The organism is Flavobacterium sp., from assembly GCF_029945805.1.
Taxonomy (GTDB): Bacteria; Bacteroidota; Bacteroidia; order Flavobacteriales; family Flavobacteriaceae; genus Flavobacterium.
On sequence record NZ_JAQSDH010000025.1, the window covers coordinates 1 to 15,844 of the forward strand.

17 protein-coding genes are annotated in these 15,844 nt (G+C 33.8%); 7 read left to right on the forward strand and 10 right to left on the reverse strand.

What is annotated here, in order from left to right; all coding sequences use genetic code 11:
- Positions 1–440: 440 nt before the first annotated feature.
- Positions 441–1,382, reverse strand: a complete 942-nt coding sequence (locus PSU83_RS06385; RefSeq protein WP_300588051.1) for a TerC family protein — start codon at positions 1,380–1,382, stop codon at positions 441–443.
- Positions 1,383–1,579: 197 nt separating this feature from the next.
- Here PSU83_RS06385 and PSU83_RS06390 point away from each other — a divergent pair, with 197 nt between their 5' ends.
- Positions 1,580–3,769 (forward strand): glutamine synthetase III, encoded by a 2,190-nt coding sequence (locus tag PSU83_RS06390; protein ID WP_300588053.1) that lies wholly within the window; start codon positions 1,580–1,582, stop codon positions 3,767–3,769.
- A 63-nt stretch (positions 3,770–3,832) separates the two neighbouring features.
- On the opposite strand, the gene PSU83_RS06395 is transcribed toward PSU83_RS06390, so the two are convergent.
- The 3 genes from PSU83_RS06395 to PSU83_RS06405 all read right to left on the reverse strand — a co-directional run bounded on the left by PSU83_RS06395 (position 3,833) and on the right by PSU83_RS06405 (position 6,490).
- Positions 3,833–4,849 (reverse strand): hypothetical protein, encoded by a 1,017-nt coding sequence (locus tag PSU83_RS06395; protein WP_300588055.1) that lies wholly within the window; start codon positions 4,847–4,849, stop codon positions 3,833–3,835.
- A gap of 2 nt (positions 4,850–4,851) precedes the next feature.
- Entirely contained in the window at positions 4,852–5,970 is a 1,119-nt protein-coding gene (locus PSU83_RS06400) for a hypothetical protein (protein ID WP_300588057.1), read from the reverse strand.
- Between the two features lie 76 nt (positions 5,971–6,046).
- Positions 6,047–6,490, reverse strand: a complete 444-nt coding sequence (locus PSU83_RS06405) for a T9SS type A sorting domain-containing protein (RefSeq protein WP_300588059.1) — start codon at positions 6,488–6,490, stop codon at positions 6,047–6,049.
- A 137-nt stretch (positions 6,491–6,627) separates the two neighbouring features.
- On the opposite strand from PSU83_RS06405, the gene PSU83_RS06410 reads away from it, so the two are divergent.
- From PSU83_RS06410 to PSU83_RS06430, 5 genes are all read left to right on the forward strand, one after another.
- The gene (locus PSU83_RS06410) at positions 6,628–7,512 is read left to right on the forward strand and encodes an OmpA family protein (protein WP_300588061.1); all 885 of its coding nucleotides are present in this window, start codon (positions 6,628–6,630) and stop codon (positions 7,510–7,512) included.
- Between the two features lies 1 nt (position 7,513).
- Positions 7,514–8,431 carry an OmpA family protein gene (locus PSU83_RS06415; RefSeq protein ID WP_300588063.1) on the forward strand — a complete coding sequence of 306 codons (918 nt, stop codon included), beginning with the start codon at positions 7,514–7,516 and terminating at the stop codon, positions 8,429–8,431.
- Positions 8,431–9,198 (forward strand): OmpA family protein, encoded by a 768-nt coding sequence (locus PSU83_RS06420; protein ID WP_300588065.1) that lies wholly within the window; start codon positions 8,431–8,433, stop codon positions 9,196–9,198. The genes PSU83_RS06415 and PSU83_RS06420 overlap by 1 nt, the downstream gene beginning before the upstream one ends.
- Positions 9,198–9,968, forward strand: coding sequence for an OmpA family protein (locus PSU83_RS06425; RefSeq protein WP_300588067.1), 771 nt, complete (start codon positions 9,198–9,200; stop codon positions 9,966–9,968). The genes PSU83_RS06420 and PSU83_RS06425 overlap by 1 nt, the downstream gene beginning before the upstream one ends.
- Positions 9,969–10,069: 101 nt before the next feature.
- Positions 10,070–11,248: an AIR synthase related protein gene (locus PSU83_RS06430; protein ID WP_300588069.1), complete on the forward strand. Its 1,179-nt coding sequence runs from the start codon at positions 10,070–10,072 to the stop codon at positions 11,246–11,248.
- Between the two features lie 84 nt (positions 11,249–11,332).
- Here PSU83_RS06430 and ygiD read toward each other — a convergent pair whose 3' ends face one another.
- Complete coding sequence (gene ygiD, locus PSU83_RS06435; protein ID WP_300588071.1) at positions 11,333–12,163, reverse strand: 4,5-DOPA dioxygenase extradiol; 831 nt, start codon at positions 12,161–12,163, stop codon at positions 11,333–11,335.
- A gap of 111 nt (positions 12,164–12,274) precedes the next feature.
- On the opposite strand from ygiD, the gene PSU83_RS06440 reads away from it, so the two are divergent.
- On the forward strand, positions 12,275–12,697 hold the full coding sequence (locus tag PSU83_RS06440) for a hypothetical protein (protein ID WP_300588073.1): 423 nt from the start codon (positions 12,275–12,277) through the stop codon (positions 12,695–12,697).
- A 67-nt stretch (positions 12,698–12,764) separates the two neighbouring features.
- Here the strand turns inward: PSU83_RS06440 and PSU83_RS06445 are convergent, their stop codons facing one another.
- The 5 genes from PSU83_RS06445 to PSU83_RS06465 all read right to left on the reverse strand — a co-directional run bounded on the left by PSU83_RS06445 (position 12,765) and on the right by PSU83_RS06465 (position 15,838).
- Positions 12,765–13,040, reverse strand: a complete 276-nt coding sequence (locus PSU83_RS06445; RefSeq protein WP_300588075.1) for an ATP-dependent Clp protease adaptor ClpS — start codon at positions 13,038–13,040, stop codon at positions 12,765–12,767.
- A gap of 36 nt (positions 13,041–13,076) precedes the next feature.
- Entirely contained in the window at positions 13,077–13,910 is an 834-nt protein-coding gene (prmA, locus tag PSU83_RS06450) for a 50S ribosomal protein L11 methyltransferase (protein ID WP_300588077.1), read from the reverse strand.
- A gap of 62 nt (positions 13,911–13,972) precedes the next feature.
- Positions 13,973–14,443: a hypothetical protein gene (locus PSU83_RS06455; RefSeq protein ID WP_300588079.1), complete on the reverse strand. Its 471-nt coding sequence runs from the start codon at positions 14,441–14,443 to the stop codon at positions 13,973–13,975.
- Positions 14,444–14,588: 145 nt separating this feature from the next.
- Complete coding sequence (tpiA, locus tag PSU83_RS06460) at positions 14,589–15,341, reverse strand: triose-phosphate isomerase (RefSeq protein ID WP_300588081.1); 753 nt, start codon at positions 15,339–15,341, stop codon at positions 14,589–14,591.
- Positions 15,341–15,838: a thioredoxin-like domain-containing protein gene (locus PSU83_RS06465; RefSeq protein WP_300588083.1), complete on the reverse strand. Its 498-nt coding sequence runs from the start codon at positions 15,836–15,838 to the stop codon at positions 15,341–15,343. Before PSU83_RS06465 ends, tpiA begins: the two co-directional genes overlap by 1 nt.
- Positions 15,839–15,844 lie beyond the last annotated feature (6 nt).

The window sequence follows — 15,844 nt, forward strand, 5'->3', positions numbered from 1 at the left end:
TTTAATCTATCTATTTTTGTCTTATAATCTGTATCGATTATTTAGGACTAGTCAATAATCTACAAAAAATAGTTTCTTTGTGTGTGTTCGTGTTCTTCAATAGGATACAGAATATAAAATTACCTACTCTAAAGTAGTGTGTAAAGTTTGCGGACTAAATTATGTAACTCAATTAAGTAAGCTGTTTGGGTCATGTTTTGTCTTTGTTCGGGTTTACTTCGGTAAAAGCTCGATAAGAGTACTACAACCTCGAACAAAGTCCGAACAAAGTCCGAACAAAGTTCAAATAAAATCCTAATGAATTCTCATTCTATTTTGAAGTTTTTTTTAAAGTATACTTCGAGGCTTTTAAGATAAAAAGTATTGAAATGAAGGAATAAAGAAGTTTGTGACCCCATGGTAAAGCCAACTTATTTGTTTTATTATAAAGTACTTAAAACTTATAAAGTATCTTTTCGTCTCATGGAAACTACAATGCCTACAACAAGTGCCAGTCCTATAAATCCTAATGAAACCCACTCCGGAAATTTATAATAATGAACTACAAGCATCTTAATTCCAACAAAAGTTAAAATTGCAATTAAGCTGTATTCTAAGAAGCTGAATTTCTCTAACATATTCGCCAAAAAGAAATACATAGAGCGCAATCCAAGAATTGCAAAAATATTAGAGCTGAACACTAAAAAAGGGTCTGATGTAATTGCTAAGATGGCAGGAACACTATCTAAAGCAAAAAGCATATCCATTACTTCAATAACCAACAGAGCAACAAAAAGAGGCGTTGCGTGATTGATTCCATTAATTCTAGTAAAAAAATGTTCTTTCTCCGTGTGAGTTGTTATGGGAATAAATTTGCCAATAACTCGATAAACAAATGATTTTTTTGGATCAAAATCTTCTTCTTCTTTCTTGAATAGCATTTTAAATGCAGTAAACAGTAAGAATGCTCCAAATAAATAAGTCATCCAACTGAATTTATTGATAAGTATAACACCAAAGAAAATCATCAAACCTCTGAAAACAATTGCTCCCAATATGCCCCAAAACAAAACTCTGTGTTGGTACTTTTGGGCTATTTTAAAAGAAGCAAAAATCACAGCAATAATAAAAATGTTATCAATACTTAATGACAATTCGATAAGGTATCCGGTGATATATTTTATCATGGCTTCTGACGGTGTAATCCCCGTAGGATTAGCAATATATTGATTGCTGTAAAGCCAATTTATAATTACAGAGAAAGTAAAAGAAAGTGATACCCAAACCCCGGTCCAAACCCCGGCTTCTTTAGAACTAATAATGTGAGGGGTTTTATTAAATACGCCTAAATCAAGAGCTAAAAAAATAAAAATAGTTGCTAAAAAAATAATCCAGACAATCATGATAGTTTGTTTTGATTTTGCAAATATAATAGAATGACTAGTTAAGGGAATATTTTTTAACTATTTTATGTGAATTATTTAAAAGTATACTATTTATTGTTTTTACCCTAAAAAAAATAGGGTGTACTATCTTTATATTTAAAATATTATTATATTTGTGTCAAATAAATAGGGTATAACATTAAAAATTAAAATTTATGTCAACTTTACGTTTCCAAGCATTAAAAGATGCATCAGGTAGAAAACCTGTAAAATTTGAAGAAGCCGGAAGAAAATCAGATCTTTTCGGTGCAAATGTATTTAATGATAAGGCAATGAAGCAATTCTTAACTTCAGATGCTCACAAAGGCGTGAAAGATGCAGTTCAGCATGGAACAAAAATTGACAGAAAGCTTGCCGATTATATCGCAATGGGAATGAAGGAATGGGCTTTATCCAAAGGAGTAACTCATTATACACATTGGTTTCAACCTTTAACAGGAACAACAGCCGAGAAACATGATGCATTTTTTGAAACTTCTTATGATGGTTCAGATGCCGTTGAAAAATTTGGTGGGGGACAATTAGTACAACAAGAACCAGACGCGTCATCTTTTCCAAATGGGGGTATCAGAAATACATTTGAAGCTCGTGGATATACCGCTTGGGATCCAACTTCTCCTGCATTTATTTTCGGTACCACTTTATGTATTCCCACGGTTTTCATCTCGTATACAGGTGAAGCTTTAGATTATAAAACACCACTTTTACGTGCATTAAACGCTGTTGATGAAGCTGCAACTGATGTTTGTAAGTATTTTGATAAAAACGTCAAAAAAGTAACCGCCACTTTAGGTTGGGAACAAGAATATTTCTTAGTGGATTCTTCTTTAGCAAATTCACGTCCCGATTTAATGATGACAGGACGAACGTTGCTTGGACATACTTCTGCAAAAGGACAACAATTAGATGATCATTATTTTGGTTCCATTCCGTCTCGTGCTTTGAATTATATGAGAGAATTGGAAGAAGAATGTATGTTACTCGGAATTCCAGTTAAGACACGCCACAATGAAGTGGCACCAAATCAATTTGAATTGGCTCCGATTTTTGAAGAAACTAACTTAGCCGTTGACCACAATTCACTTTTAATGGATGTAATGTCTAAAGTTGGGGAACGTCATGATTTTAAAGTGTTGTTTCACGAAAAACCATTTCAAGGTGTAAATGGTTCGGGAAAACACAACAATTGGTCGTTGGCCACAGATACTGGAGTGAATTTATTATCTCCAAGTAAAACACCAATGAGTAATTTACAATTTTTATCTTTTTTCATCAATACAATCAAAGCGGTTAATGACTATGAAGAATTACTTCGTGCGGCGATAGCAACGGCGAGTAATGATCATAGATTAGGTGCAAATGAGGCGCCACCCGCAATTATTTCGGTTTTTATTGGTCAACAATTGACGAAAGTTTTAGCCGAATTAGAAGGTGTTTCCAAAGGGAAACTATCTCCAGAAGAAAAAACAGATTTAAAATTAAACGTAGTCGGTAAAATTCCAGATGTAATGTTGGATAATACAGATAGAAACCGAACCTCACCATTTGCATTCACAGGAAATAAATTTGAATTCCGTGCAGTCGGTTCTTCTGCAAATTGTGCTAATGCAATGACCACTTTGAACTCTATCGTTGCAAAACAATTGAAAGATTTTAAAAAAGAAGTTGATGTTTTAATCGAAACTAAAGATTTAAAGAAAGACGAAGCTATTTTTAATGTATTAAGAGAATATATCAAAGGAACCAAAGCGATTCTTTTTGAAGGAGATGGTTATAGTGAAGCTTGGGAAAAGGAAGCTAAAAAACGCGGCTTGAGCAATCATAAAACAACTCCAGCGGCATTAAAAGCTAAAGTTTCTCAAAAAGCATTGGATTTATTTAGCGAATTAAAAGTGATGAATCATGTTGAGGTTGAAGCGCGTTACGAAATTGAATTGGAAGAATACACAAAAAAGATCCAAATAGAAGGAAGAGTTTTAGGCGATATTGCTAGTAATCATGTCATTCCAACAGCAATACGGTATCAAAATACTTTGATTGAAAACGTGCGTGGATTGAAAGAAATCTTCGGGAAAGACTTTGAGAAAATTGCAAAAGAGCAAATCGTACTTATCAAGGAAATTTCAGTTCATATAGAAGGAATTATCACTAAAGTGGAAGCAATGACTGAAGCGCGTAAAAAAGCAAACGTTTTAACTGATGCTCAAGAAATGGCCGAAAGGTATTGCGATAAAGTGAAACCCTACTTTGATGAAATTAGAGTGCACTGTGATAAACTAGAACTTTTGGTTGATGATGAAATTTGGACCTTAACTAAATACAGAGAGTTATTGTTTACTAGATAATTTTATGATAGGAAAAAATAAATAAAACTTGCTAAAATTAATTTTAGCAAGTTTTATTATAAATTAGTTTGAAGGCGATGAGATAAGTGTTGTACCTGCATATCCATTTTGCATTACCCAAGTTCCTGTGTTTTTATTAAATGTGTAAACTTTATTTTGACCATTGTCAGTAAAAGCAAAATTTCCGTTTGAACTTACCAAAGTAGCTCCAGCATATCCATTTTGCATTACCCAAGTTCCAGTAGTTTTATTAAAAGCATAAACTTTACTTTGCCCATTATCAGCAAAAGCGAAATTTCCATTTGAACTTACTAAAGTAGTTCCAGCATATCCGTTTTGAATAACCCAGGTTCCAGTAGTTTTATTAAAAGCATAAACTTCACTCTGTCCATTATCGGCAAAAGCGAAATTTCCATTTGAAGTTACTAAAGTAGTTCCAGCATATCCATTTTGCATTACCCAAGTTCCGGTAATTTTATTAAACACATAAACTTCACTTTGCCCATTATCAGCAAAAGCGAAATTTCCGTTTGAACTTATTAAAGTAGTTCCAGCATATCCATTTTGCATAACCCAAGTACTCGTGTTTGAATTAAATGCATAAACCTTACTTTGACCGTTATCTGCGAAAGCAAAATTGGCATATTTATTCTCTTCAATACTCTCATTAGCAGATGAGCCACTTAAACTTCCGGCTGCTAAAGCATAAGGAACAGAAAGTAATTGCGTAGTACCAACAGTTACATAAGCCGTTCCGCCTGTTGCATCCATTTCAACTTTAAGGAATTTTGAATTGATCCCCCAATTGATAGAAGCAAAAACTCCAGAAATTACTGTTCCTTGTCCAATGGTTAAGTTGAATAATCCTTGTGGATTGGTAGTTTTTAAATGTGTTTCTGAATAGATAACGCTTCCTATAGCAGAAACGTCTAATACAGAAAGTTTGACTCTCACAGTAGAACTAACAACTGCAGTTCCCGAACCGTTTAAAGCAATTGCCTGATAGGATATTCCTTGTGGAACTTGAGCAATCGTAAAAAAGCTTACTAATAATAAACTAAAAAGTAAAATTTTATTCATGATTAAAGTTGTGTTATTGTGTAAGATGCTGAACCGTTGAAGTTTATAGTTAAATCTACTCTGTAATTTTTAGGAGTTGCAGCTGTATTGCTTATGGTAATTGGTGTGCCATTACTTTCGATACTTCCATCTGCAAGATTATCTCCGTGAGAATTTCCTTTTGGATCATAATAGTCAAAGTAAAAAGAAGCATTGTTATTGGCGGATATAGCTACAGTGAAAGAAAATTTATTTGTAGCTACTGAATACGTACTATTTATATTTGTAGAAGTAAGAACGTAATCTATTATAGGCGACAAAGAGCCAACAGTTAAAGTAAAATCATTTAACGGATAAGAAGGATTTTGTCCATTAACTAAATCAATTATGTAATAGCCTGCAGAATCAACTAAATAGCTTGATCCATTTACTTGAAGATTATTACTTAAATTAACGCCATATATTGGTGAACTAACACTATTAGTTGCTAAAAACTTTAATTCGGTACCAGCGGTTAAATACTTGTAACCATATCGATCTAAGTTGCCACTATTGTAGTTAGCCATTAACAGTGCCGTTGTTGGATTAAATGTATTGAAGGTTCCATACATGTAAAAATTGTTTGGAGTACTTGGCGCAGTAGTATTCGAAGTAGGTAAAGACAATTCGCCACTATCAGTAACGGTCAATTGGTAAGGTGTTCCGTTTGGAGACACCAATGTAATTCCTTCACCTGCAGATGTTACTAAGCTGTCTGCTGCCAAAGCATAAGGAACAGAAAGCAATTGCGTCGTGCCAACACTAACATAAGTTGTTCCGCCTGTTGCATCCATTTCAACTTTAAGGAATTTTGAATTGATCCCCCAATTGATAGAAGCAAAAACTCCAGAAATTACTGTTCCTTGTCCAATGGTTAAGTTGAATAATCCTTGTGGATTGGTAGTTTTTAAATGTGTTTCTGAATAGATAACGCTTCCTATAGCAGAAACGTCTAATACAGAAAGTTTGACTCTTACATTTGAACTTACAACCGGAGTTCCCGAACCGTTTAAAGCAATTGCCTGATACGATATTCCTTGTGGAACTTGAGCATAAGTCAGTAATGAAATGAATAATGATAGTACTAGTAATAATTTTTTCATGATTTTTATTTATATAAATTGAAATTGTTGTTTGACATTGCAATTGAATTTTGCAACTGAATTTTGCAATTGCAGCTTAACGTTTGATGATTTTAAACGATTTTATGTTTTTGTTTGTGAATTGAATCAGATAAACTCCAGTTGAAAGCTCAGATAAATCCAAAGCATTATCAGCTGTAATTTGTTTTTGAGAAACCAATTGTCCCGATAAATTGAAAATCGAAACCTTTTCATCAAAAAGACTAGTTGTGGTTTGAAAGAAAATCGAAGCCGTTGTTGGATTTGGATAAACAGTAATTTTTTCACTTAATTCCAATTGCGAAACTTCAAGAGTTTGAACCAAAATTCCGATAATTCCTGAGCTCGAACTCGATTGGTTTTCTGGAACTACAACAATTTCGCCCACAGAAACCGAACCTGATGTTCCAATAATACTTCCAGAATTTACCGATTGTATCACCGATTGTGAACTTGCAGTTAGCGTTACAAACAAAAATGAGAATAGTAATAGTTGTTTCATTATTAAGTTTTTAGGCGGCAAATGTAATTCTTTTCTCGATAATAGTATCGTAATTTGGATTAAGCATTTTGATAATGGCTTTATATTTGATTAACAGAAACTATTTTATCGTAACTTTCGATATATTTTGAAACCCCATGAAATATCATTTTATCTTTATTTTTATTCTGATTTCAATGCTGACTTATGCTCAGGAGAAATTCACGGTCTATTTTGAGAGCAATAAATTTGATTTAAATCCAAAAGAGACTACAAGACTAAACACTTGGATTTCAGAGAATAAAAACAATAAAATCGTTGCCATTCACGGTTTCACTGATGAAGATGGAACGAATGGATTCAACGATACATTATCCCAAAAACGAGTTAACTTTATTTATACTACAGTTAAAACTCAAATAAAAACAAGAGAAGATTTTAAGACGAGAAGCTTTGGTGAAACTTTTGATCAATCCACAAATAAAGCTGAAAACCGTAGGGTTGTTATTTATTTTATTCTCGAAAAAGACATTCCGCGTGAAGATGAAATCCTAGGAATTAAAAAAGAGCCTGTTGTTGAAGAACCAAAGCAAGAAGTAGTATATCCAGAGAAATTAGTATTCGATAATCCAAACGGAACCAAATCGGAGTTTAAACTCGATAGAGCGTTTATGAAGAAAGTGGGTAATGCTAAGAAAGGTGAAAAACTGCAAATAGAGAACCTAAATTTCATCATCAATACTTTCGCTGTAGTGAATGAATCGCGTGGAAAATTGTTCGAATTGCTTTTGGTTCTTCAGAAAAACCCATCGTTAAAAATTGAAATTCATGGTCATTTATGTTGTATGCCTATTGATAGAACCGATTTATCCACGCAAAGAGCCAAAGCAATTTATAATTTTTTAGTATTCCATGAAATTAGTAAATCGCGATTGTCTTATAAAGGTTTTGGCAGCACAGTTCCAATTTATTCGATTCCAGAAAAAGATGAAAAAGAACGTGCTGCCAATCGTAGAGTTGAAATTCTAATCGTTGAAAATTAAGATGAGACATCTACTTTTACTTTTTGTTATGTTGATTTCAATGCTTGGTTTTAGCCAAAACAAATTGGATGTTTTTTTCGATTTTAATCAAGATACTCCAAATGAAGCATCGCAAATTAAAATCAACCAATGGATTTCTGAGAATAAAACGGTGGAAATCAAAAAGGTTTTAGGGTATTCCGATAGTGTGGATAATAAGAATTACAATAAAGAATTAGCCATGCGAAGAATACAATCGATGTTGGCAATTTTTAAAAATGAAAACATTAAAGTTACTGATAAAGTAGAACTGAAATCTTTTGGCGAAGATTTTAAGTATTCTAAAGTCCAAAGTGAAAATAGAAAAGTGGAAGTTTTTTACAGTAATTCTGCAGATAAAAAGGGGAAAATAAAAACGGATAAAAAAGTTGAAACGCCATTCGGTAAAACTCCAGGAAAATCAAAAGAAGTTGCTGAAGCGATCCAAACCAAAGAAACGAAAGAAGACGAAGATTATATATTAACGGATTTAGCGACATTGGTAGCTGAAGAAAAATCAGGTTTAGCCTTAAAATTTGAGAAAGCTAAAAAAGGCGATTTGATTCGGATAAGTAACATTAACTTCTATTTTAATTCGGAAAAAGTAATGGATAAATCGCTGCCGCTTTTGGATGAATTGTTGCAAATCATGCTCGATAGTCCAAAACTAGTAATTGAAATTCACGGACATATTTGCTGCAATCCAAATCCGAATGATACCAAGTTATCCTATAGAAGAGCGCTAGTAATTTTTAAATATTTACAAAATTATGGAATTCAGGTAAATCGAATGGCGTATAAAGGGTACGGAAGCAATGATCCAATTTATCATTTGCCAGAACGAAATGAAAAGCAACGCGCTGCCAACCGGAGAGTGGAAATTTTAATAGTAGCTAAATAATGAAGTCTAAAATTCTCATCATATTTTTTCTTATTTCTATTAAATCCTTGGGACAAAAACAAGTGGAAGTTTTTTTCGACTTTAATAAAGACTTTCCAAATGCTGCTTCTATACTAGAAATCAACGAATGGATTTCTAAAAACAAGGATGTTGAAATCACTAAACTACAAGGATTTTGCGACAGTATAGATACCAAAAATTATAATATAAAGTTGTCTGAAAGACGTATCGAAAATGTTCAGATTTTATTAGATAAAAGTGGATTAAAATTTAGTAAAGAGTTGCATAAAGTTGCTTTTGGAAAAGAGTTCAAACAGTCAAAAATTCAAGCAGAAAACAGAAAAGTAAGTATTTTTTATAATGAGCCTATAGTTTTATCCATTGAAAGTGAGCTTACTAAACTGATTATAAACTCCAAAGTAGGTGAAAAAATTAAGCTCGCTAATATTTGTTTTTATGGAGGTACTAGCCAAGTTTTGTCAATATCGGAACCAGTATTAAACGAATTATTACAAGTTATGAATGAAAATCCGAGCCTAGAAATTGAAGTTCAAAGTCACATTTGTTGTTATGCTGATGATGCAATATCACTTTCAGTTAGTAGAGCAAAAACGGTTTATGATTTCTTAATTCAAAATCAAATTAGCAGAAATCGACTTATTTTTAAAGGTTTTGGAGGAACAGACCCAATTTATCCTTTGCCAGAAAAAAATGAAGATGAGCGCGTTGCGAATCGTCGAGTGGAAATTTTAATAGTAGCTAAATAATGAAGTCCAAAATCCTCATATTATTTTTTCTTATTTCTATTAAATCCTTGGGACAAAAACAAGTGGAAGTTTTTTTCGACTTTAATAAAGACTTTCCAAATGCTGCTTCTATACTAGAAATCAACGAATGGATTTCTAAAAACAAGGATGTTGAAATCACTAAACTACAAGGATTTTGCGACAGTATAGATACCAAAAATTATAATATAAAGTTGTCTGAAAGACGTATCGAAAATGTTCAGATTTTATTAGATAAAAGTGGATTAAAATTTAGTAAAGAGTTGCATAAAGTTGCTTTTGGAAAAGAGTTCAAACAATCAAAAATTCAAGCAGAAAACAGAAAAGTAATTATTTTTTATAATGAAGCTACTATTTTACCAATTGAAAGTGAATTGACTAAAAGAATAAAGTCTTCCAAAGTAGGTGAATATATTGCGTTACCAAATATCTATTTCTTTAATAATTCGGCTCGAATTGTTCCCAAATCAGAACCAACACTTTATGATTTGCGTTGCGCTATGGAAGAGAATCCAAAATTGAAAATAGAAATTCAAGGGCACATTTGCTGTCAAACTTTTGGCGATCCTGCAAATACTTCTACTGCTCGCGCTCGCGCCATTTACAACTATTTGCTTCGTAATAAAATAAATAAGAATCGCATGACGTTCAAAGGATTCGGTACTACGAAACCCATTCATCCCATTCCCGAAAAAAATGCGCAACAAGAAGATGAAAACCGTCGCGTTGAGATTCTGATACTACAGAACTAAATCTAAAAATCTGCTTTCTGCCTTCTTAAATCTACCTTCTTTTCCTATCTTTGCCGCACAACATTACCCTGAGCCTGTCGACGGGCAACTAACTACAACTCATGAGTTCTGATCACAGTCAACGTTACAATCTTCGCGGGGTTTCGGCTTCAAAAGAAGATGTTCACAACGCTATTAAAAATATTGACAAAGGTTTATTTCCAAAAGCTTTTTGCAAAATTGTGCCCGATTATTTGACCAATGATGAAAATTATTGTTTGATAATGCATGCCGATGGAGCCGGAACAAAATCGTCTTTAGCCTATCTGTATTGGAAAGAAACTGGTGATATTTCGGTATGGAAAGGCATTGCGCAAGACGCATTGATTATGAATATTGACGATTTGCTTTGCGTTGGTGCGACTGATAATATCATGCTTTCCTCAACTATTGGAAGAAATAAAAATCTCATTTCGGGCGAAGTGCTTTCAGCGATTATCAACGGAACCGAAGAATTGATTGCCGAACTGAAAACGTTTGGCGTAACGATTCATTCCACCGGTGGCGAAACGGCTGATGTTGGTGATTTGGTTCGAACCATAATTGTAGATTCAACCGTTACAGCGCGAATGAAACGCAGCGATGTAGTAGATAATGCCAATATCAAAGCGGGTGATGTGATTGTTGGTTTAGCATCTTTCGGTCAGGCCAAATATGAAAAAGGCTATAACGGTGGAATGGGAAGCAACGGATTGACATCGGCACGTCATGATGTTTTTGCCAACTATTTAGCCACTAAATACCCTGAGAGTTTTGACAGTGCTGTACCATCAGATTTAGTTTATTCCGGAAATACAAAACTGACGGATGAGGTGGAAAATTCTCCCGTAGATGCTGGAAAATTAGTTCTGTCACCAACACGGACTTATGCTCCAATCATTAAAGTACTATTAGATAAATACACTCCAAAAGACATTCACGGAATGGTACATTGTTCTGGTGGAGCACAAACCAAAGTGTTGCATTTTGTAGATAATGTGCATGTAATAAAAGACAATTTGTTTCCAGTTCCACCCTTGTTCAAGCTAATCCAAGAACAATCAAAAACCGATTGGAAAGAAATGTACCAAGTTTTCAACTGCGGTCACCGAATGGAAGTATATGTTTCGCAGGAAATCGCAAACGACATCATCGCAATTTCACAATCTTTTGGTGTCGAAGCACAAATTGTGGGTAGAGTAGAAGCAAGTGAAACCAAAAAACTCACGATTACCAGCGAGTTTGGAAGGTTTGAATATTAGAAAAGCTTAAACCTTAGTTTAAATATTTAACCGTTACAGGGTTTTGTTTAAACCTTTTTGATTACTACTTTACTTATAAGGCGATTATCCAATCTTCACCGAAGTCATACTGAGGCTTCCGGCCAATAGTTTATCGTTAAACAAGGAAAGTTCTTCATTTTTTTGCTTTAATCCTAGAGTGTAAATCAAGGGTAAATAATGGTCTGGTGACGGAATGGCTAGTTTTATAGCTGAAGATTGTTTTTCGTAATCAATTAGCGATTGAAAATCACCGTCCAAAAGATAATTGTTGATTGCGCTTCGGGCTTCAATTGCCCAATCAAATCCATAATCGTCTTTGTGAAAATTATGAAAATCAACCAATCGCAAATTGTGTACGATGTTTCCACTTCCCATAATTAGAACTCCTTTATGTCGCAGTTTGCTTAGCTTTTGAGCCAATTCAAAATGATATTGTGCTGGTTTCGTATAATCAATACTGAGCTGAATTACCGGAATATCAGCATTAGGATATAAATGGCGCAAAACACTCCAGGCACCATGATCTAATCCCCATTTTTCATCTAATTCAACTACTTCAGGAAGTAAAAGCGATTGTGTTGCTTTTGCCAATTCAGGATTTCCTTTTGCAGGATACTGCACTTCAAACAAAGCTTTTGGAAAACCACCAAAATCGTGAATCGTTTGTGGCATTTCCATAGCGGTTACTTTGGTGCCGTTGGTAAACCAATGTGCCGAAACACATATAATTGCTGTAGGTTTTGGAACAATTTTGGCCACATTTCTAAATCCGGTAACAAATTCATTTTCCTCAATCGCATTCATCGGACTTCCGTGACCTAAGAATAGCACCGGCATACGGTCGGTGTTAGGTAAACTCTCTGAAAAGTGTTCTAAGTTGTTTAGGTTTTGCATAGTGTAAAATTAATGAATCTGATTTCAACTTTCTCAAAAACTTTCCGACCTTTGTGAAGATTTCAGCTTTAGCTGACAGCTTTTAGTAAAAATTAATAATACAAAACTCAAATGATTATCAATCTTAAAAACGGTATCGGTAAATTGCTTTTCGGCATGAAACAAAAAGATGTAGAAGCGTTGTATGGCAAAGCTGATAAACAATATAATGACGAAGAAGGAAATGTTATCTGTTTGTATAATGTGCAAAAATGGAGTTTGACGTTTTATGAAGATGAAGATTTCCAATTGGGATATATCATCTGTTCCAATCCGGATGCAACGCTATTGGATAAAAAAATTATTGGTAAAAACGTAGAAGATATAAAATCGGAATTGCCATTCAAAACATGGACCAAAGAAGATTTTGACACTACCGAAAACCACTTTAACGAAAGTAATTGGTTAATTCTACAGTCAGAATATAATGATATTATTCGTGTAGAAATTGGTGCAATCATCAATGATAATGATGAATTCGACTGGAAGTTTTAAAAGATTTCGCGTTCTAAATTAAAGTTTTTTAGACTGCTTTATTAATCTGAAATCTTAAAATCTGAAATTAAATTATCTCAGCACTTAAACCAGCTTCCAGTAATTGCGTGCATTGTGGTTTTAATTCATCAAAAGCACCGGTTTTAACAGTGCATTTTCCTTTATAGTGAACCAATATAGCGCATTGTTCGGCTTGTTCAGACGAATGTTGACAAACGCGGATTAGAGTGTCAATCACATGATCAAAAGTGTTGACATCATCATTATACAATACAATTTCGTTGTTGATTCCAACTTGTTCTTCGACTAGTACGTCTTCCTGAACTTTTTCTATAGTGCTCATTTTCATTTACTTTTGCAAGGCTAAAATTTCCGAATGCTAATTTACATATTTAAGAGAAGTCCAATTATTTCTTTCGAATTTTTTAACATAAGTTAATCCTTTTTCAGTGCAGGAAGCATCAATAAATGGAATATCTTCTGTGTAAAATCCGCTTAATAAAAGGATTCCGTTTTTATTTAAACAATCCACATATTGCTGCATATCGTTCAACAAAATATTGCGATTAATATTAGCAATAATCAAATCGTATTTTTTGTCTTTTAGTAAAGAAGCATCCCCTTCATAAACAGTAATTTGGGTGCAATTATTACGTTCTCCATTCTCAATAGAATTCAGATAGCACCAGTTGTCGATATCGATAGCATCAATGGGTTTGGCACCTTTCATTTCGGCAAGAATCGCAAGAATTGCGGTTCCGCAACCCATATCAAGCGTTTTCATATTGGTAACATCCGTTTCTAAAAGATGTTGAATCATCATGTGTGTAGTTTCATGATGGCCGGTTCCAAAGCTCATTTTAGGTTCGATTATAATATCAAATTCTGCATTAGTTTTAGGATGAAAAGGAGCACGGACATGACATTTCCCGTCTACATCTATGGCTTCGAAGTTTTTTTCCCATTCCTCATTCCAATTGACTTGGTCAATCTCTTCGATTGTGTGGGAAATAGTGAATTCAGGAGAATGTAACAAAGTAATATCATCTAATATGTTTTTAGTCCAAAGATCTTTCTGAATAAAAGCGCTGAATCCGTTTGGTGTTTCAATGAAACTTTCAAAAGGCTTTTCGCCAAGGAATGCGATTAAAATTTCGGAACCTAATTCTTTTGGTTCAACCGAAAAATGGTAAGCTAAATATACATTTGACATGTGATTGTTTTTTTGCAAAGATAACAATCAACAGTCTTACGTGAAGGCATTTTAGAAAAACTTTAATCGTCGTTTTTGACTACCGTTTTTAAACTCGCATTGGGTAATGCATCTGGCACGACCGAGAAAATCATCAGTTTGCTGTAGCGTTTATTTTCAGCGTCATACAAATAAGTAATCGTATTCTCTTTTGGGTTATAAACCAATTTTGCTCTCATGAATTTCGAACGAATCAACCATGTTCCTTCGTTTTCACTTGTTTGTGTAAATTCGGTAATAGAACCGTGGTGCAATCGCACTTGTCCATTATCAACCATGCTTATCGCAATGTATCCATTTGTTTTCGAACCAATTTCTCGAATATCTATCACAGAATTCTCATATTCTGTTTCTTTCAATTCGTATTTTTCAAATTCTTTATTCCAAACATAGTACTTTCGAGAATCCGATTGAAATCGTTTTTGAGAATCAATTTGTGCGTGTATACTTAATGAGCATATAAACACAAGAATTAGGGCAAAACTTGTTTTCATTTGATTTTGACTTTTATGAAGAGTAAAAATAAAAGTTTTATTCGATTAAATGCACAAAAAATCGTTAAAGTGTAGAATTGAATATAAATAATAAAAAAAACCTTTCAAATAAATGAAAGGTTTTATAATTTAATAAGAATTATCTTTATATTGATCTTACGATTGCTGCGAAGTCGGATGCTTTAAGTGCTGCTCCACCAATTAGGCCGCCATCAACATCTGGTTTTGAGAAGATTTCCTTTGCGTTATCAGGTTTTACGCTGCCACCATAAAGGATTGAAACCTCTTCAGCGATATCACTTCCAAATCTTTTTTGGACCGTTTCTCTAATAAATTGGTGCATTTCCTGAGCTTGATCTGGTGATGCAGTTTCTCCAGTTCCTATTGCCCAAACGGGTTCATAGGCTAATATGATATTTTCCCAATCTTTATTTTCGATGTGGAATAAACCATCGCGCAATTGATTTTCTACTAAATTAAAATGGTGCTTGTTTTGTCTGTCTTTCAATTCTTCGCCAAAGCAAAATATCACAGTCAAATTATTGTTTAATGCAGTGGTAACTTTTTCTGCCAGAATAAAATCGGTTTCATTAAAATAAGCACGACGTTCAGAATGACCAATAATTACGATGTTTACACCAATACTTTTTAGCATATCTGCCGAAATTTCACCGGTGTAGGCGCCACTTTCAAACTGACTCATATTTTGTGCAGCAACGGCAATATTGGTAAACTCCAGATGATCCACAGCCGAAGCAAGATTGACAAATGTTGGCGCAACAATTATATGTGCTTCTACATCATTCGGTAATTTATCAATTAATTCGTTTAATAAATCCTCTGTTTCTTCTGCATTTTTGTGCATTTTCCAATTGCCCGCAACGATTTTGTTTCTCATTATTCTAATTTTTTTATTTGCTTGTACATTTTTTCAAAATCAGTTTCAATTGCTTTATAAATGGCAACTTTTCCTGTTTTGTCGATCACTATATATCTCGGAATCCAATTCAACTTAATGGACTGACCAAAATCACCTTTCATTCCATCAGGTATCCAATAATGATCACCAGTTAGTTCATTATTCTGAATTCCGTTCTGCCATTTGTCAAAAGCCTTATCTACCGATAGGAAAACAAAATCTACATTCGGGAAATCATTTTGCATTTGTTTTACTTTAGGCATTGCTTTCACACAATCACTGCACCAGGATGCCCATACTTCAATTACAGTAATTTTACCGTTGTGTTTTTTTATAATTTCCTGAAACGAGATTTCTGTGTTTTCTGGAGTTATTAATTTTTTTGTCAAACTTTCTTTTGAAAATTCTTTGTCCTGAGCATTACTGCATCCTAAAGTGGTTAGTGTAACAATCATGCAAATAAATATTTTTTTCATAATAGA